This window comes from Phytohabitans rumicis (assembly GCF_011764445.1).
GTDB lineage: Bacteria > Actinomycetota > Actinomycetes > Mycobacteriales > Micromonosporaceae > Phytohabitans > Phytohabitans rumicis.
In genome coordinates this window covers 489,914-507,689 of the sequence record NZ_BLPG01000001.1, presented here as the reverse complement: position 1 = coordinate 507,689, position 17,776 = coordinate 489,914, and the positions used below count along the sequence as shown (strand labels likewise).

Genomic DNA, 17,776 nt, shown 5'->3' with positions numbered 1-17,776 from the left:
GACCGAGCGGCCGCTAGACGCGGGTGATGCGGATCGCGTCCGCGATGACGTAGCCGGTGCCGGCGGTCCAGCGGCTCACGCCGACCCGGTCGCCGTCCCCGGCGGGGAGCGTGAACACGCCCAGCGACACCCACTGGCCGCCGTTGAGCCTTTGGTTGACCCGGACGCTTTGGTTGCCGTCCGGTGTGACGATGAGGTACGGGGTGGAGTCGTTGTAGCCCGGGTCGGCCGGATACCACACGGACACCTCGTAGCTGGCGGTCGCGGGGATGTTCGCCCGGTACCAGGCGGTGTCGCTGGCGGCGATCGGTTCGGCGAAGCGGTAGTCCGGGCCGGAGCGCTCGGCCGAGTAGCTTGACGTGCCCCAGTTGGTGCTCGCCGTGAACTGGCCGGCGGTGGTGTTGTCCACGATGACGCTGAAGGCGGGCGGCTGTGGCTCGGTGCCGCCGGCCACGTCCAGGTAGTTGCGGTCGATGCTCATCTGCACGCCGTTCCAGGTCTCGGTGACGTCGCCGGCGTACTGGTGCAGGCGCTGGTGGTTGGCGTAGTAGGCGTCCGGGCAGTACTGGCCGGCGTCGGTGTCCGCGGCGCCGTTCCACCAGGCGAACCACAGGTGGTCTACGCGAAGGTACCGGGTGTCGTTGTAGGCGCCGCACACGTCGGCGATCCCGGACGACCCGCTGGAGTACATGCCGGACAGGTAACCCAGCGCGTGCAAGCGTTGCGTCCAGCCGGAAAGGTACGACAGCACGGCCGCCTTGCACGACGCGGTGGACGGATAGTGCTCGATGTCGTTGTAGATCACGCTGCCGGCGGGGATGCCCAGCGCCTGTGCGGCGTTCACCGCGCTGGAGGCGGCCGTGGCGCCTTGGGACAATGCGGTGGCCGTGTCGCTGGACATCTTGGGCGTGCGGGTGCCACACGGCGCCTGCATGCCCAGCTCGATGGGGATCAGGCGCCAGCCGTTGTTGGTTTGGTTCGTCACCCAGGTCGCCGTCAGGTTGGGCTGCGCGCACGAGCGGCTCGCGCCACTGATGTAGATGCCGATCGCGCCATACGGTGAGCCGGTTCGCCAGGCGTTCATGGCCGACTGGGACGGTGCCGCGCAGGTGTCGAAGCCCCGGCCGAGGTAGGTGCCGGGCTGAGGTCCGCCGGCCGCCAGCGCCGCGACGGCGGTGGTTTCCTGGGTACGACGGGACAGCAGGCGCGCCTCGCTGAGCTCCTCGGCGTTCTGGCCGAGCGTCGCGGATGCCAGGATCCGGCGGGCGTCGTCCTCGGTGTCGGGCGTGTGCGCGGCGGTCACGAGTACCCCGGCACTGGGCACCGCGACGTGGATGGTGTCGCTGTGTGACGCCGGTTGGCGCGCGGTCGCCGTACCGCGCGGGGCGATGGCGGTCTGTGCGGTGACGCGGTCGGCGGAGGCGTCGTCGATCGGTTCGATGACGATGCCGATGGTGCGGCCGGCGAGGTCCGCGGGGCAGGCTGCCTGATCCGCCGGACGTCCGAGGTAGACGGTGGGTACGTCGAACCGCACACAGGCATCCGGATCGGCGGCGAGGTCGACCATCCGCCAGGTGTCCGGGACGGCAACCCGGTAGCCGTGGTAGCTGACGGTACGAATGCCGTCCCCGGCCCGCGCGTGGCTAGCGGCGCCGGCGCCGGCTGTCGCGGCGACCAGACACGCCGCGCTTGCCATGATCCGCCTCATCCGCGACCTCCGGAAGAAATCTCCGCGTTGCAATAGATCAATGGAAACTTCTTACCATATATCGACAGATGTTGTCACGGTGTCGCGCTACCCGTTCTCCGCTTCGGTGCTCACGAGCAGGTCACTGCCCTGGTCGGCGCCGACACCGGTGCGGCGCCGCCGAGCAGGCCGCCCGGGTCGACCAAGAACGCGCGCCAGTCCACCTCGCCGCCGTGCGTCGCCGTGGGCCGCGTCCCGCCGCCCGCGTCCCGCCGCCGCGCGGCGATCAAGGACCGCGCCGTCGATCAAGGGCGAACGGTCGTGCTTTGATCTCCGATCCACGACCGTTTGCCCTTGATCGGCGCGGAAATCCTTGATCGGCGCGTGCGCTGTGCGCCGCGCGCCGCCTGCCGCCCGCGCGCCACGCGCTGTGCCGGGGTCGTCGCCGTGTGTCGGCTGCGTCCCGTCGCTGCGCGGCGATCAAGGACCGCGCCGTCGATCAAGGGCGAACGGTCGTGCTTTGATCTCCGATCCACGACCGTTTGCCCTTGATCGGCGCGGAAATCCTTGATCGGCGCGTGCGCCGCGCGCCAAGCGCTGTCCGTGGGCCAAGCGCCGCCCGCGCGCCAAGCGCCGCCCGCGCGCCAAGCGCCGCCCGCGCGCCAAGCGCCGCCCGCGCGCCAAGCGCCGCCCGCGCGCCAAGCGCTGTCCGTGGGCCACGCGCTGTGCCGGGGTCGTCGCCGTGTGTCGGCTGCGTCCCGCCGCTGCGCGGCGATCAAGGATCGCGCCGTCGATCAAGGGCGAATGGCCGTGACTTGATCTCCGATCCGCGGCCGTATGCCCTTGATCGGCGCGGAAGTCCTTGATCGGCGCGGGCTGTGTCTAGTGTCGGGGGGTGATCACGCATCAGGTGAGTCGCGAGCAGGGGCGCCGGATCGCGGTGCGGGCCCAGTGGCTGCACCGGGACCGGCCGGCCGGATTGCTGGAGCTGGTCCGGCAGCTGACCCTCTTGCAGGTGGACCTGACCCCGGCCGTTGCACCGAGCGCGGATCTGGTCGCCTGGAGCCGGCTCGGCTCGGCGTACTGTCCTGCGGATCTGGAGGCGGCGCTGGGCGACCAGGCGTTGATCGAGTTGCAGGGCATGATCCGGCCGGCCGAGGACCTGGCACTGTACCGGGCGGACATGGCCGACTGGGACCAGCGCGATGAGGTGGGCGGTTGGCACAACACCTACCGGGACTGGGTTGCGGCCAACCGGGGCTGCCGGCTGGACATCCTCGACCGGCTGCGCACCGACGGTCCACTGCCGGCCCGGGAGATCCCGGACACGTGCGACGTGCCCTGGAGGTCCACGGGCTGGACCAACAACCGCAACGTGCTGCGCCTGCTGGAGCTCATGGAGGCACGCGGTGAAGTGGCCGTGGTGGGGCGGCAGGCCGGCCGGGACCGCCTTTGGGATCTGGCCGAGCGGGTCTTCCCCGACGACAACGTGGTACCCGCCGTCGAGGCGTCGCGGCTGCGTGCGCTGCGGCGGCTGCGTTCGCTGGGCATCGCGCGCGTGAAGGATGTCAAAGACGTGGGCGAGCCGGCCGTGATCGACGGGGTACGGGGCAACTGGCGGGTCGACCCGGCTCAGCTGGATCAGCCGTTCTCCGGTCGGGCGGCCCTGCTGTCTCCCGTCGACCGCCTTGTCTACGACCGTAAGCGGATGGTGGAGATCTTCGAGTTCGACTACCAGCTGGAGATGTACAAGCCGGCCGCAAAGCGGCGTTGGGGCTACTACGCGTTGCCGATCCTCTACGGCGACCGCCTGGTCGGCAAGCTCGACGCCGCCTCCGACCGGCCGGCCGGAGTGCTGCGGGTCAACGCCATCCACCAGGACGTGCCGTTCAGCAAGGCGATGAGCACGGCGATCCACCAGGAGATCGAGTCGCTGGCGACGTTCCTGAACTTGAAGCTGCAACTGCCATGAACGCCCTCATCCGCTTCGTGTCACTATCGTCCAGTGCAACTGGACGATGTGTGGCTGCGGTACCGGCGCCAGGCACCGTGGGTACTGCGCGGAGTCAGCGTCGGCCTGCGCCCGGGTGAGGCGGCAAGCGTGATCGGCCGCAACGGGGTCGGCAAGTCGACCCTGCTCAGGCTCGCCGCCGGCCTGCTGCGGCCGCAGCGTGGAACGGTCCGGGACCGTCCGGCCCGGGTCGGCTACGTGCCCGAGAGGTTCCCGGCGGATCAGCCGTTCACCGCTCGCCGGTACCTGCTCGGGATGGCCGGGGTTCGCGGCCTGGCGGCGGCCGCCGCCCGCCACGCGGTTGATGGCTGGGCCGAGCGGCTGCACTTCGGGCGGCTGCTGGACACGCCGATGGCTGAACTGTCCAAGGGGTCGGCGCAGAAGGTCGGCCTGATCCAGGCCGTGCTGTGCTCACCGGATCTGCTGATTTTGGACGAGCCCTGGGAAGGGCTGGACGCGGCCACCCGGGCGGAGGTTCCGCTTATCGTCGGCGAGGTGACCGCCGCCGGTGGCCGCGTGCTGATCAGCGACCACCTTGGCAGCGCCGGTGAGCTGCCCGGCGTCCGCCGCTGGGAGCTGGTCGACGGGAGCCTTTCCGAGGCCAGCAGCGACCTGGTCGAGTGTGTGATCGAGGTGGCGGTGGCGACGTCCGACGTCCCGTCGGCCGTCGCTAGCCTGCGTGCCGCGGGGCACCAGGTCGTCGGAGTGCGGGTGTACGAGCAGGAGCCGACGCCATGACCGCGATGATCCGGATGCGGCTGAGCGGGTTTGTCCGTACCGGGCGGGCGCTCGCGCCGCTGCTCACCGCCTTGGTGGTGCTCGGCGTCATCTACGGCGGCGGCCAGGCGCAGGCCGGTGAGGCGTACGGGTTTTCCGCCGCCGTGCTGTTTGCGGTGGTGGCCTGGCAAACACAGATCCTGCTCAATGTCGAGCCTGACGTGCAGCGGCAACTGTCTATTGTGGCCCTCGGTCGGCTCGGCCGGGAGATCGCCGCCGGGCTCCTCGCCGCTCTGGTGCCGGCGCTTGGCTTGGTGGCGCTCGCTCTGGTGCTGCCGTGGCCGATCGGCGGGATCACAGGCCCGGAACGGCCGGGCGACCCGTCGCTGGTCTCGGGTGTGGTCGCGGGCGTATGGGCGCACCTGCTGCTCGTACCGCCGGCCCTGCTGCTCGGCGCGCTGGCCAGCCGGGCGGTCGTGGGCAACGCCGCTCGCGGGCTTGCCGTGCTCGCCGGCGGTACGATCCTCGCGTTCGTCTTCGGCACCAAGGGCTCCCCGGTGCCCTGGCTGGCGCCGCCGCTGTTGCCGACCGCGCGAGCAACCGTCGACGGGCTCGAACCGACCGCGCTGGCGCTCCAGACCGCGGTGGCATCGGGGTGGGCGTTGGTGGCGCTGGCGGGATACTTCGCATTGCGCCGACGCAACACGTAGGCGCCGACCGCGAACACGCTTTTACCGGACCGCTATCACCCGGGCTCGCACACTTTCGAGCTCCTGAGCTGAAGCCGTTGACGCGCTCCACATTGGTCTCAGGTCGTCGCCACGCCAGCGCGGCACCACGTGTGAATGGAAGTGAAAGACTTCCTGGCCGGCGGCCTCGCCTGTGGAGTGGGTGACGTTCACGCCGTCGGGAGCGAGTGCCGCTCGCAGTAGCGCGGCGACGCGGTGCACCATGCGGGCGACGTGCTCGTGGGCCTCCTCGGAGATCTCCCAGACGTTCCGGGCATGCCCACGTGGGACAACCAGGCAGTGCCCCGGGCTGGCTGGAGCGACGTCGAGGAACGCCACGCAGTGCTCGTCCTCAAGGATCCGATATGCGGGTGATCGACCCGCGACGATCTTGCAGAAAATGCACTCGTCCACGTCGCCCATCGTCGCACCAGGCCAACCGGTGGACGCGGTCCGTACGGTGGTGGCATGACGGCGACGGGGTATCGGCTGGCGATCGACTTCGGTACCACCACGACGGTCGCGATGCTGGTCGGGCCGGACGGGCGGGTCATTCCGTTGCTGTTCGACGCGTCGCCGTTGCTGTCCTCCGCGGTATGCGCCGGCGACACCGTGCTGACCGGTGCGGACGCCTTGCGGGCCGCGGTGTCCGCGCCGGCCGGCTTTGAGCCGAACCCGAAGCGGCGCATCGACGAGGGTGTGGTGTGGCTCGGCGAGCGGGAGGTGCCCGTCGCCGAGTTGATCGCGGCGGTGCTGGGCCGGGTGGCGGCGGAGGCGCGTCGGGTGGTCGGCGGCCCGCCGGCTCAGGTGGTGCTGACCCATCCGGCGAGTTGGGGTGGCGGCCGGTGTGGTGTATTGGTCGACGCCGCGCGCCGGGCGGGGCTGGGCGAGGTGGGTCTGGTCGCCGAACCGGTGGCGGCGGCCGCGTATTTCGCCGCCGTGCTGGGCCGGCAGGTCCATTCCGGACAGTGCCTGGTCGTGTACGACCTGGGGGCCGGCACCTTCGACGCCGCCGTGGTGCGGTTGTCGCCGGCCGGGTTCGAGGTCGTTGCCGCGGACGGGCTGGCCGACGTGGGCGGTCTGGACCTGGACGCGGTCGTGGTGAGTCACGCCCACGCGGCGACCGGCGACGCCGGCTGGCCGCGGCTGGACGAGCCGCGGACCGCCGCGGACCGGCACGCCCGCCAGGCGCTGTGGCAGGGCGCCCGCGCTGTCAAGGAGCAGCTGTCCCGCCATCCCGCTGCCAGCCTGCACGTCCCGCTGGTCGACGCCGAGGTCCGGTTGACCCGCGATGAGTTCGAGCGGGCGGTCGGGCCGTACCTGGCGCGCACCGTCGCGCTGACCAGCGCCATGCTGACCCGGGCCGGTGTGCGGGGGGAGTGGGTCGCCGGGGTGCTGCTCGTGGGCGGCGGCAGCCGGATCCCGCTGGCCGGCACGCTGCTGCACCGCGCGATCGGCATCGCGCCGACCGCGATTGACCATCCCGAGCTCGTCGTCGCCGAGGGCGCGCTGCGGGTGGGCTCCCGTACCGGTGCGCCGCCGCCGGCGTACCCGAAAGGCAGTGGTACCGCGGTGCGGCCGGCGGCTCACGACGGCGGCCGGCCGGCGCGGCGCCTGGCTGTTGCCGGTGCGGCGGTGGCCGCGGTCGCTGCCGTCGCCGTCGCCGCGGTCATCCTGTGGCCGGAGGGGACCACCGGCGAGCCCGACGCCACCGGGTCGTCGCCGGCGACGACCCGGTCCGCGGCCGTCCGGCCGACCACCGAGCCGACCGTCGGCGCCGGTTCCGGCGCCCTCACCGAACTGCGGGTCACCACGCTGGTGGAGGGCGACGGCGAGCGTACGCGGGCGGGCCAGACCCTCACGGTGCACTACGTGGGGGTTTTCTACACCACCGGGGAGCAGTTCGACGCCTCGTGGGACTCCGAGCCGTTCACCTTCGCACTTGGTACCGGAGTGGTCATCCGGGGCTGGGATCAGGGCCTGGCCGGCGTGCGGGTCGGCAGCCGGGTGCAACTGGACATCCCCGCCGCTCTGGCCTACGGCGACAACCCCACCCAGGGCCAGCCGGGTGGACCGCTGCGCTTCGTCGTCGACGTGTTGTCCGCGCAGTAGGGTCAAACCGTTGTGAGTAGCGCGTCGAGCGGTCGGGGCAGGGTATCCCGGCCGACCGCCGCCTCGACGAACAGCCGCGCGTAGCGCAGGTTGCGGCGCGAACTGCTGCGCATGAACCGGTACATCTGCGCTTCGAGATTCCGGTCGCGCCAGGCGGGCTGGCTCTGGAACGAGTGGAACGATCGGAGGTCGCCCTCGGAGGCGAAGAGTGCTTCGACCCCGGCGGTGCCCACGGCGCGGATCAGTTCCTCCTCCAGGTCGTTGACGCAGACGTAGAACCCGAGGTGCTCCATGTCGGCGCGCGTGCGGGGTGAGCCGAGATGGGTCGCGGCCAGTCCGCGCCGGAATATCTCCTCCTCACGCAGGTCGCACAGACCGGCAAGTCGCACCCTGGTGCCAAGCGGGCCCAACCTCGTCAGGAAGCGGCCGATCGCGTGCGCCCCGCCGATCGGCACGATCACGACCCGCTCCGCTTCGAGATCCCGGCCGCGGCACACCGCGGCCGTTTCCAGTGCGATCTGGTCGCTGATGCCCTCGACGAGCACCACGGCCGTGGCGGACTCGACCTTCGCCAGGGCGCGGGCCGTCGCCCGGATCGATGCGGCATTGCCACCCAGGCGGCCATCGAGCGCACCACGAGCAAGCTCAATCATGTCGGCGCGCCGGGCCGTGGCCATGACCGCAATCATGGGCGATGCGCAAGGCGGCCGACAAGCGATTAACGATCTCGCCTCCAGCCGGCGACGGGGTGACCATTCGAGGCCGGGAGAATGTGGTGGGTGAGCGTCGAGTCAATTTTGCTTCTTGTCCTCGCCGCCGTCGCGGTGGTCGTGGCGGTGCGCTGGGTCGCCAACCGGACCGGTTTGCCGGCCGCGGCGCTGCTGCCGATCATCGGCATCGCGTACGCGCTGCTGCCGGGGCCCAACGTCACGCTCGATCCGGACATCATCCTGACGTTCGTGCTGCCACCACTGCTGTACAGCGCCGCCTTGGACTCCTCGCTGATGGCGATCCGCCGCAACCTGCGTACCGTGGTGAGTCTTTCGGTGGTCTTGGTTTTTCTCACCGCACTGGTGATCGGGTTCGGCTTCGCCTGGTTCGTCGCTGGCGCGACGCTGGCCGCGGGAATCGCGGTCGGCGCGGCGGTCGCGCCGCCGGATCCCGTGGCCGCGCTGGCGGTCGGGCGAAAGGTCGGTCTGCCGCCCAAACTTCTCACGCTCACTCAGGGCGAGGGGCTGCTCAACGACGCCACCGCCCTCACCATCCTGAGTGTGGCCGTGGCGGCGGCCACGGGGGGCGGCTTCTCGGCGCCCTCCGCGTTTGGTCAGTTCCTGACCGCGGCGGCGGGCGGGGTCGCGGTGGGCGCGTTGGTCGCGTTCGGCATCCGGATGTTGTCGCGGCCGCTGGGCGGCGACCCGCTGATGGTCAACGCGGTCTCGCTGGCGACCCCGTTCGGCGCCTACCTGATCGCGGAACGGATTCACGTCTCTGGCGTGCTGGCGGTCGTCGTCGCCGGGCTGATCGTCGGGCACCACACGCCGCGGTCGGCCTCGGGCGCGAGCCGGCTGCAGACGACCGCGGTCTGGCGGCTGGTCGATTTCCTGCTCGAGGGCTTCGTGTTCCTGCTCATCGGTCAGCAGTTGCCGGAGGTCGTGCGTGGGCTGGCGCAGTACGACACCTCCACGATCGTCATCGCGGTCGCGATCACGGTGGGCGTGGTGCTGCTGCTGCGGCCGCTGTGGCTGCTGCTGACCCAGTCGCTGCCCCGTTCGCTGCACACCTGGTTGGGCGCTGACGGGCCGGACAAGGACAACGCCAGGAGCCGGCAGGCCCAGCGGCTGACGGGCCGGGAGGTGGCCGTGCTGAGCTGGTCGGGCACGCGAGGTGTGATCAGCCTGGCGGCGATCTTCACGCTGCCGCTGGTCACCGACAGCGGCGCCCCGTTCCCCGATCGCGACCTGCTACTGTTCTGCACCTTCGTCGTCGTGATTGTCACCCTGGTGGGACAGGGCCTCACCTTCGCGCCGATCGTCCAGGCGCTCGGGCTGCGGGCGAACGAGACCGACCAGGCCCGGCTGCGCAACGAAGCGCGTTCGGCCTCCGTGGAGGCCGCCCTGGATACGCTCGACGAGTTGGAGGCGCAACAGCATGACAACGTCCACACCGACGTGATCGAGACGATGCGCGGGCAGTTGCGCGTCCGGCTGAACCGCTACCAGGGCCGACTCGACCTGCTTCGCGAGACCGACTCGGCCGACCTGCCGGTGTCGCCGCGATACGAGGCCGCGTTGCACGTTCGCCGCGTGGCGATTGACGCCCAACGGGAGGAGCTGCTGCGCTGGCGCGATGCCGGCCGCCTGCCGGACGAGGGGTTGCGCGTGCTCGAACGCGAGCTGGACCACGAGGAACGACTCCTACCCGACCGACCACGCCGGTAAGGACGGAACAGTGAGCACTTTGGAGACGGAACGCACGACCAGCCATGTTGGCTGCACGCTTGCCCTTGAGGCGTACACACCGGCCACGATCGTGATCCAGATCGCGGCTGCCCGCCGCCCCGGAGGCGCGACGAGTGAACGCCTGGACGTGGTCAACAACACGGTGCCCCTGCCCGTTCAGGAGATCGCCGGACCGGTTGTCGGCCGCCAGAGCCTGGTCCGGGTCCAGCCGGGGCCGTTGACCGTGAGCTATGAGGCGGCGGTCGCGGACCCCGTCACTACGGGGAACGGTGCTCGGGTAACCGATGAGGAGTGGGTCGAGGCGCTGCGCCCGAGCCGGTACTGCCCGGCGGACCGGTTGGCCGGCTTCGCGCACGGTCACTTCGGCGAGCTGCCGACGCCCGTGCAGCGGGTGCGTGCGATCTGCGAGTACGTCTGGCGGCACGTCGCGTACGTCACCGAGACCAGCGGTCCCACTACCGACGCGGTGGACACCTTGTTGACCGGTAAGGGCGTCTGCCGCGACTTCGCACATCTGGTCGCCGCGCTGTGCCGTGCCGTCGACGTTCCGGCCCGGATCGCGTCGGTGTACGCGCCCGGCCTGTCGCCGATGGACTTCCACGCCGTGGTGGAGACCGACATCGATGGCCGCTGGCAGGTGTGGGACGCGACGCGTTCGGCGCCCCGCCAGACGCTGGTGCGCATCGCCACCGGCAGAGACGCCGCCGACATCGCCTTCACGACGGTGATCTCCGGTCGCGTCGACCTGCAGGGCATGACAATCAGCGCGACGGCGGGCGGGGACCTTCCCCTGGACGATCACGACCAGCTGGTCGCCCTCGGCTAACCGGCTACTTCATCGCGTCGAGGAGGGCGGCGACGGCGACGTGGGCGAATTCGACCCGCGCGTCACTGGCCCCGTACGGCAGCCACAGGGTGCCGGCGTGTAGCAGGCCGCCGCAGGAGTAGACGACGTTGGGTACGTATCCGTTGCGTTCGGTGTCGTTGGGTGCCAGCAGCGCACCGGGCAGTTCGGCGATGACGCGCTCGGGGTGGTCCAGGTCGAGCAGGAGGGCGCCGATGGCGTACTGGCGCATCGGGCCGACCCCGTGGGTGAGCACGAGCCAGCCGGCGTCGGTCTCGATGGGTGATCCGCAGTTGCCGACCTGGATCAGTTCCCAGCCGCGGCCGGGCGCGTGCAACGGCACGGGCGGTTGCCACAGGTTCGTGCCGTCGAGTGCGGTCAGGCCGATGGTTTCGCCGTCGGAGCGGCACAGCGCGAGGTGGCGGCCGCCGACGGTACGGGGGAACAGCGCGACGCCCTTGTTGCGGGCGCCCGGTCCGCGCATGGGGGTTATCTGGAAATGGGCGAGGTCTTCGGTGCTGAGCCGGCGCGCCGCGATGCGCCGTCCGTCGTAGGCCGTGTAGGTCGCCTGGTATGCCGCCTCGCCGTCGTCGCCGGTGAATCTGACGAAGCGGGCGTCCTCCATCCCGTTGCTTTCGGCGGGAGTGGCCGGCCACAGGACTCGGCGGTGCAGCGGGGAGTCGGCGGCGAACGTCATGGCGTAGCTGGCGGCGGCGGTGCGGCGCAGTTGCTCAAGGGTGCTCTGGGTGGTGGCGCGGGTGAGCAGGTCGGTCGGGATCCGGCCCAGGGCCCGCTCGAAATCCTCGTCGCCGAACCGCTCAGGCAGGGAGGCCAGAACGTTCGCGGAGACCTCGTTGTCCCACCCGTCCTCGGCGAGTCCGGCGGCGAGCAGGTCGCGTCGATGGCGGGCGCCGGTGCGCTGCCCGGTGACCAGCGGGCCGGACCGGTCGGCGACGGTGAGCCGGCTTCCCGGTCCGATGACCGCGGTGGCGAAGCCGATGGAGGACAGGTGTCCCTCGCCGATCTGGCGCAGGCTGACCGCCACGCGGAGTTGTTCTGTGTCCAGATTGGACTGATCGGGGTGCGGCACCATCGAGGGGTTGCACAGGGCGGCGGCCTCCACGGCGTACTCGTGGCTGAAGTAGGCGCCGACGAGCAGGCGGGCCGTGGGGGATAGGACGCTGGTTCGGGCGACCCGGTGGTGGACGAGCTCGTAGTGGTGCTGGAACGTCGCCGTGAGGTCGTGGTGCCGGTCGCCGAAGCGCGCGAGCGTCTGGTCCAGCAGCTGGCTGGTCTCGTCGTCGTCGAGCTGTGCGATGCGTTCGATGAGGGCGGAGGCGCGGGTCTGCACCAGGGCGGCGTCCTCGCCGGGCACGAAGAGTTTGACGATGACCCGTCCCGGGTCGGGGGTCAGCGTGGGGCCTAGCCGGACCGTCAGATCCGGATGTTCGTCGGTCACGCCAGCCACCTGGCGTGTTGCAGCGTGGAGATGAGCGCGAGGGTCGATTCGGCGCCCTGGTTGAGGTTGGGTCCGTGGGGGGTCAGGCCGTCGTAGGCGCCGCCCGTGGTGGGGTCCCACATCGCGGTGCCGAAGTCGTTGTCGCCGAGGAACCATCCGATGGCCTGCCGTACGCCGGTGTGCCAGGCCGGGTCGCCGGTGACGGCGGCGGCGGTGGCACAGGCGTCGGCGAGCGCCGCGACCTCGATCGGTTGCTGGTCGTACCGGGGCCGTGGCTCGTGGCGCCGCCAGCCGCCGGAGGCGATGACCGAGAGCCGGCCATCGGCGAGCTGGACATCGCGCAGCCAGGCCAGCATCTTCAGGCCGCTGGCGAGCAGCGGCCCGTCGTCGCCCAGCTGGCCGGCGGCGATGACGACCTCGGCGAGGGCGGCGTTCGCGTACGCCAGATGCTGCTCCGGCCACGGCCAGTCCGGGCTGTGTCCGGGGGTACCGATGGCGGTCGCGGCGTCGGCCAGCAGGGCCGCCGCGGCGGCGTTGTCCGGGTCGGCGCGGAGCACCTCGGCGGCGCCGAGCCCGGCGAACGCCATGGCCCGCGGCGCGGGCGACCGCCGGCACGCGCCGAGGGTGAACGCGACGCGGGCCTCCTCGCGGATCCAGCCGGCGGGGCTGCGCGCCGCGGCGGTGCCCAGGCCCCACAGCGCCCGCCCCCACCAGTCCCCGAGGCCGGGCTCGTCCGTCCAGCGCCGGTCGTGGGCCAGCCGGTTGTGGAAGGCGCCGCTGTCGTCCTGGGCGTGGGTGAGGAAGGTCAGGTAGCACTCCGCGAGCCTCAGCACCGATGCGGGCGGATCGGGCTCGCGACTGGTGACGACGAGTCCGCGGGCGACGTCGTCGGTGCAGTAGCCGTGCCGGCGGCGTGCGATGGCGTGTCGCGCGTGCTCGAACAGGCCGGTGTCGTCGGTCAGCCGCGTCAGGTGCGCGAAGCCGGGGGCCGGCACGACGGTGCGGCCGGGTTCGGCGAGGCTGGGAGCGGTCATGCCGGTGCCGCGACGGCGTGTGGGCCGGCGGCGACGACCCGGTCGGCGAGCGCGCCGTAGCGCGCGGCCACCGCGGGCCACATCAGGGCCGGGGCCAGTTCGCGGGTACGGCCGGCGAGGCTCGCGGCCAGGCCGGGCTCGGTCAGGATCCGCCGGATGGCGGTGGCCAGCGCCGCCGGATCCCGGTGTGGGACGAGCAGGCCGGGGCCGTCGGTGAGCAGTTCCACGGCATGGGGGAACGGCGTGGTGACGACGGGGATGCCGGCGGCTACCGCTTCGACGAGGACGCCGGAGGTGACCTGCTCACGCGAGTCGTACGGCAGCACGACGACATCGGCGGAACGGATCAGCCGCCCCAAGGAGGTCTCGTCGCGATAGACCGGCTGGTAGCTGACCGCGTTCGAGATGCCCAGCAGCGCACCGAGCCGGTGCAGGCCCTCGCGGTACGCCTCCCCATGGTGTTCGAGCACCTTGGGATGGGTCTTGCCGGCGATGGTGTAGCTGGGTGCCGGGTTGAGGTCCCGCAGTCGGGCCAGGGCGCGCAGCGCCCATTCGACGCCCTTGCCCGGGCCGAGCAACCCCCAGGTGAGCAGGTGCGGACGCTGGTGTGGTTCGGTGGGTGCCGCGGCGTGGTCCGCCGTGCCGTGGGGGATCACGGAGACCTTGGCGGCATCGACGGCGTAGCCGACGAGCAGCCTGTCGCGGGCCGTGCCGGTCATGGTGACGACCGCGCTGGCGGCGGCCACGATCTGCTCCAGCAACGCCTTCTGCGGGGCGGTGGGCTGGGCGAGCACGGTGTGCAGGACCACGATGCTGGGCACGGTGAGCTGGCGCAGCAGCGGCAGGACATCCGCACCGTCGGGTCCGGGATAGATGCCGTATTCGTGTTGGACGATGGCTACGTCGAAACTGTTGAGCGCCGCGGCCGCGTCCCACCAGCCGCCCTCGCTCCGCGCCGACCAGGTGTGTACGACGTCGAGGCCGCCGGGTTCAAGCCGCCCGGTGGGGGCCGATCGGTCGTCGTCACCGCCGTCCGTGACGCGTACGACGCCGCCGGTCGTGCCGCCCGCCGTGAGGTGAGCCGCCAGGGAGGAGTTGAAAGTGGCCAGTCCACACTGGGTCGGTGGATGGGTACTGAGGAAACCGTAGGTGCCGGCCATGTCGTGCCTTCCGGTCATCGGCCGCCACCATTTGGAGGGCAGCTAGCCTCACGCGTGGAAGGGCGCCCACCGGCCAGCGTGTGTGGCAAGCGGAGCGGGTACGGGGCGGCCGCCGCCTCTGCGGTATCTGGCCCTGCCGCGAACCTACGCCGGATCCTCGGAGGATCCTCGGCTTTTGCGACACTATCAGCCCGGTCCGTCAGCGGATGAGATCGCGGTAGATGCGAAGGTAGTCGGTCACCATCCGGGCGGCGTCGAAGCGCTGGCGGGCCCGGGTCCGGCAACCCGCCCGGTCGATCATGGCGACCCGAGCGACCGCCGCGACCGCCTGCTCGACGGTGTCCACCAGGAAACCGGTCACCCCTCGTCGACGACCTCGGTCATCGACCCGCGCCGGTACGCCACCACCGGCGTGCCGCACGCCATCGACTCGACCACGGACAGGCCGAACGGCTCGTCGAAGGCGATCGGGTGCAGCAGGGCCGCGCTGGCACCGAGAATCTCGCCGCGGCGCCGCGGTCCGACCGAACCGAGGAAGGTGACCCGGTCGCCGTCGATGTGTGGGGCCACCTGTTCGGTGAAATACCGTTCGTCCTGGACGATTCCGCAGATGGTCAGCGGCCGGCCCGCCGCCCGCGCGATGTCGATCGCCGCGTGCGTGCCCTTGTCCGGGTGTATCCGGCCGAAGGCGACGAGCCCCGGCCCTCCATCGGGCGCGAATGGTAGCCCATCGAGGTCAACACCGTGGTACACCGTCGCGACATAGTCCAACCCGTCCGCGCGGTCAGCGTCCGAGATGGACACATAGGCCGAGCCCGCCGAGGCGTACGCGGGCATGATGCCGGCACCGGAGAAACCGTGAACCGTGGTGAGCATCGGGGCGCGGCAAAGCCCGGCGAACGCCAACGGCAGCCAGTCCAGGTGATTGTGCACCAGGTCGAACTCCGCGGACCGGGCCAGCGCGTGGGCGACATGCATCGCCTCCCACACCCGCCCGTCCATGCCGGGTTCATCCGCGTAACCCCGCGGACACACGCCATCCAGGCGGGCCGACGTCACCGAGTCCAGCGTGGCGAACAGGGTCACGTCGACGCCGCTGGCGACCAGGCCCTCGGCGAGCAGGCCCGTCACCTGCTCCCACGGCCCGTAGTGGCGCGGCGGCGTACGCCACGCCACCGGTCCGAGCAGGGCCACCCTCAGTTCGCTCATCCGTCCACCATGGAACTACGTCGTGCTCGCGGCACCCGGTGTGGGCCCTGCCTCAAGCCAGCGGGTACGTCTGCGCGTACGGTTGTCCTCAGGGTACGCGGCGACGCCTCAGTCGCCGGCTCGCGTTCGCGAGCGGGCAGCCCTCCTTCGCCTGCATTGGAGCTTTAAGTGACCCATGAGACAACAACCGACTCGGACGCCTCGGCGGCCGTGTCGTACGGAGGGCTCTTTCTGCCGGTGCCGGACGTCGAGAAGTCCGAGCAGGGGCGGGCCGTGCCCGACGACAGCGAGGCCGCGATGACGCGACTCCGGGCGCCTTTTGAGATCCATCCGGTCGATGCGGCCGAACCCCGTGGATGAGGCTGGGCGGCCGTTGCGTCGCTTGTCCCGCCGAACGGGTGTACGATGAGGCCATCCCGGGACCGACGACATCCACCTTGAGGTGCCCGCCACACCGGCCCACCCCCCGTGAGGGGATGTCATGGCCAACGACCTACGCCGCGTTCGAAACGCGACCGGCGAGCCGACCGCCACAGCGGCGCCGCCGGTACGGGGCGACCCACCTGCCAGGTCAGCCGGCCACCGGGTGCCACGCACCCGCTCCGGGACCGCCTGGTTCGGGATCTGTGTCGCCGCCCTGCGTCGGCTGTCCCGCCGCCAGCCCCACTGACCGGCGCCCCAAAGGACCTCCGCACCCCAACAGGCCCGCCGCCGGTTCCGACTGGTGATACCGGCGACGGGCGGAAGGATCCGCCATCACACGCACCACCGCACAGGCGTTCCTGCGACGAAGGCGGTAACCACAGCAATGCACATCGAAAAGGCTCAGATTATCGCGGTGCTGCGGTCCAGAGGGCTGCACGAGCGGGCCGACTGGGTCGATCGGGAACTTCCCCCGGTCGTCGATACGCACCGGAACGGTTCCCTGCTCAGAATGCTCCACATCGACCCGGCCGCGTTCGAAACGGCCAGGACCTAGCCGCTTAGATCTGGCCTTGATCTGCCTCTCGCTCCAGGGCGTCGAAGTCGCTTTCGGCCACGGTCGCCTCCTCGGGGCTGAGTGTCCCGCGCCGCAGGCCGGCAATCCATCGCCGCAGCCGTGTCACTGATATGCCCTGATTGCGCTGTAGGTTTGCGATGACCCGACTGGCGTCCGCCGCCTGGAGCCGGACGTCCAGTTCGTCAAGGTGGTCACGCTCATCCGGAGCGGGCTGCTGGCCCTGACGGTAGCGGACGACCGCGGCCACACCTGCCGCCGCCAGCGCGGCAACGGCGACGCCGGCCAGGATCCTCGTTGCCTTCGCCATAGCCGCTCCTCTCGGGCCAATCTCATGCTATGCGCGCGGGGCGGCCGTCGCGGCGGCGAAGCGTGAGGCGACCGCCGCGACGGCCGCGTGGAGTTCGGGTCCGCCCTCGACGCGGAACGCGAGCGGCATTCTCGCCAGCCACTCCTGCGCGTACATCGCTGGATTGCTCGTGCTCCCGACGAGCACGCACCCATGTCCCGATGCCTCGAGCCGTCCCATGGGTGGGCGGACCCACGGCGCCACCTCGGCCATGGGAGCGTCGAACACCACGCGGGTGGGGTACTCCCACCCGGTGCCCAGGTTCTCCTCCAGCGCCGCCACCGGGTCGAGGTCGCGGGGCGGCTCGAACTCCTGCGCGGTCCGCTGGACCGCGCCAATCCGGTCGATCCGGTAGGTGCGGATCCCGTCCACCCGATGAGAGTGGCACAGCAGATACCAGCGTCCGTGGCGGACGACGACCGCCCACGGGTCCACCTCCGCCTCCCATACCCTTCCGGCGGCGCTCTGGTACGTGACCAGCACACGACGCCTTGCCGCGATGGCAGCTACGAGCGCGCTCGCGGTGGTGGGATCCGGACGGGCCGAGTCCCGGTCGGGGGCGGCCGACGCGTACGCGCGCAGCGCCGCGGCCTGCCGGCCGACGCTGTCGGGCAGCGCCCGGATGACCTTGCTGAGGGCGGAGCCGACGAGGTCGTCGGCGTCGGTGGCCGCCGGGTGGCCGTCGAGGACCGCCATGACGAGGCCGAGCGCCTCGGGCTCGGTGAAGACGACCGGCGGGAGCCGCGTCCCGCGCCCCAGCCGGTACCCGCCGTAGGGGCCGCGGGCCGACTCGACGGGGATGCCCGCCTCCCGGAGGATCCCGATGTACCTGCGCGCGGCCCGTTCCGTGATGCCCAACCCCGCGGCGAGCTCGCCGGCCGTCGCGCCCGGACGGGTCTGGAGGATCTCCAAGGCGCGCAGGGCCCGCGCGGTGGGGCTGAGATCGGTCGGCATACGAGAACACTAGGTCGCGCCGAGAAGGAACCGGAAGTAGATCGTCCGGAATAGGG

18 protein-coding genes are annotated in these 17,776 nt (G+C 71.3%); 7 read left to right on the top strand and 11 right to left on the bottom strand.

The window, feature by feature from the left end; translation table 11 throughout:
* Positions 1-13: 13 nt before the first annotated feature.
* Both Prum_RS02250 and Prum_RS02245 read right to left on the bottom strand, forming a co-directional pair.
* A complete protein-coding gene (locus Prum_RS02250; RefSeq protein WP_178132632.1) occupies positions 14-1,696 on the bottom strand; it encodes a glycoside hydrolase domain-containing protein in 1,683 nt (560 codons plus the stop codon).
* Between the two features lie 122 nt (positions 1,697-1,818).
* Positions 1,819-1,977 (bottom strand): hypothetical protein, encoded by a 159-nt coding sequence (locus Prum_RS02245; RefSeq protein ID WP_173073531.1) that lies wholly within the window; start codon positions 1,975-1,977, stop codon positions 1,819-1,821.
* Positions 1,978-2,582: 605 nt separating this feature from the next.
* On the opposite strand from Prum_RS02245, the gene Prum_RS02240 reads away from it, so the two are divergent.
* From Prum_RS02240 to Prum_RS02230, 3 genes are read left to right on the top strand one after another with little or no spacing between them, the layout of a single operon-like run.
* Positions 2,583-3,659 carry a DNA glycosylase AlkZ-like family protein gene (locus Prum_RS02240; protein WP_173073529.1) on the top strand — a complete coding sequence of 359 codons (1,077 nt, stop codon included), beginning with the start codon at positions 2,583-2,585 and terminating at the stop codon, positions 3,657-3,659.
* 33 nt (positions 3,660-3,692) lie between these two features.
* Entirely contained in the window at positions 3,693-4,436 is a 744-nt protein-coding gene (locus tag Prum_RS02235) for an ATP-binding cassette domain-containing protein (protein ID WP_173073527.1), read from the top strand.
* Positions 4,433-5,125, top strand: coding sequence for a hypothetical protein (locus Prum_RS02230; RefSeq protein ID WP_173073525.1), 693 nt, complete (start codon positions 4,433-4,435; stop codon positions 5,123-5,125). The genes Prum_RS02235 and Prum_RS02230 overlap by 4 nt, the downstream gene beginning before the upstream one ends.
* Positions 5,126-5,146: 21 nt before the next feature.
* Here Prum_RS02230 and Prum_RS02225 read toward each other — a convergent pair whose 3' ends face one another.
* Positions 5,147-5,557, bottom strand: coding sequence for an HIT family protein (locus Prum_RS02225; RefSeq protein ID WP_218576961.1), 411 nt, complete (start codon positions 5,555-5,557; stop codon positions 5,147-5,149).
* A gap of 54 nt (positions 5,558-5,611) precedes the next feature.
* Here Prum_RS02225 and Prum_RS02220 point away from each other — a divergent pair, with 54 nt between their 5' ends.
* On the top strand, positions 5,612-7,255 hold the full coding sequence (locus tag Prum_RS02220) for an Hsp70 family protein (protein ID WP_173073521.1): 1,644 nt from the start codon (positions 5,612-5,614) through the stop codon (positions 7,253-7,255).
* 2 nt (positions 7,256-7,257) lie between these two features.
* On the opposite strand, the gene Prum_RS02215 is transcribed toward Prum_RS02220, so the two are convergent.
* Positions 7,258-7,932 (bottom strand): TOPRIM nucleotidyl transferase/hydrolase domain-containing protein, encoded by a 675-nt coding sequence (locus tag Prum_RS02215; RefSeq protein WP_246277594.1) that lies wholly within the window; start codon positions 7,930-7,932, stop codon positions 7,258-7,260.
* 93 nt (positions 7,933-8,025) lie between these two features.
* Between Prum_RS02215 and Prum_RS02210 the strand changes: the two genes are divergently transcribed.
* Positions 8,026-9,693, top strand: a complete 1,668-nt coding sequence (locus Prum_RS02210) for a Na+/H+ antiporter (RefSeq protein WP_173073519.1) — start codon at positions 8,026-8,028, stop codon at positions 9,691-9,693.
* 10 nt (positions 9,694-9,703) lie between these two features.
* Positions 9,704-10,540: a transglutaminase-like domain-containing protein gene (locus tag Prum_RS02205; protein ID WP_218576960.1), complete on the top strand. Its 837-nt coding sequence runs from the start codon at positions 9,704-9,706 to the stop codon at positions 10,538-10,540.
* 4 nt (positions 10,541-10,544) lie between these two features.
* Here the strand turns inward: Prum_RS02205 and Prum_RS02200 are convergent, their stop codons facing one another.
* From Prum_RS02200 to Prum_RS02190, 5 genes are all read right to left on the bottom strand, one after another.
* A complete protein-coding gene (locus Prum_RS02200; protein ID WP_218576959.1) occupies positions 10,545-12,017 on the bottom strand; it encodes a glycoside hydrolase family 130 protein in 1,473 nt (490 codons plus the stop codon).
* A complete protein-coding gene (locus Prum_RS49090; RefSeq protein WP_218576958.1) occupies positions 12,014-13,051 on the bottom strand; it encodes a glycosyltransferase in 1,038 nt (345 codons plus the stop codon). Before Prum_RS49090 ends, Prum_RS02200 begins: the two co-directional genes overlap by 4 nt.
* Positions 13,048-14,211: a glycosyltransferase gene (locus tag Prum_RS02195; RefSeq protein WP_173083315.1), complete on the bottom strand. Its 1,164-nt coding sequence runs from the start codon at positions 14,209-14,211 to the stop codon at positions 13,048-13,050. The genes Prum_RS49090 and Prum_RS02195 overlap by 4 nt, the downstream gene beginning before the upstream one ends.
* A 199-nt stretch (positions 14,212-14,410) precedes the next feature.
* Positions 14,411-14,572, bottom strand: a complete 162-nt coding sequence (locus tag Prum_RS54360; protein WP_308785325.1) for a hypothetical protein — start codon at positions 14,570-14,572, stop codon at positions 14,411-14,413.
* Positions 14,569-15,420 carry a glycosyltransferase family 4 protein gene (locus tag Prum_RS02190; RefSeq protein WP_308785324.1) on the bottom strand — a complete coding sequence of 284 codons (852 nt, stop codon included), beginning with the start codon at positions 15,418-15,420 and terminating at the stop codon, positions 14,569-14,571. Before Prum_RS02190 ends, Prum_RS54360 begins: the two co-directional genes overlap by 4 nt.
* Before the next feature lie 168 nt (positions 15,421-15,588).
* Here Prum_RS02190 and Prum_RS02185 point away from each other — a divergent pair, with 168 nt between their 5' ends.
* Positions 15,589-15,780 (top strand): hypothetical protein, encoded by a 192-nt coding sequence (locus tag Prum_RS02185; protein WP_173073513.1) that lies wholly within the window; start codon positions 15,589-15,591, stop codon positions 15,778-15,780.
* Between the two features lie 623 nt (positions 15,781-16,403).
* On the opposite strand, the gene Prum_RS02180 is transcribed toward Prum_RS02185, so the two are convergent.
* Together Prum_RS02180 and Prum_RS02175 are read right to left on the bottom strand one after the other, a co-directional pair.
* Positions 16,404-16,727 carry a hypothetical protein gene (locus tag Prum_RS02180; RefSeq protein ID WP_173073511.1) on the bottom strand — a complete coding sequence of 108 codons (324 nt, stop codon included), beginning with the start codon at positions 16,725-16,727 and terminating at the stop codon, positions 16,404-16,406.
* 27 nt (positions 16,728-16,754) lie between these two features.
* Positions 16,755-17,720, bottom strand: coding sequence for a helix-turn-helix transcriptional regulator (locus tag Prum_RS02175; protein WP_173073509.1), 966 nt, complete (start codon positions 17,718-17,720; stop codon positions 16,755-16,757).
* Between the last annotated feature and the right edge of the window lie 56 nt (positions 17,721-17,776).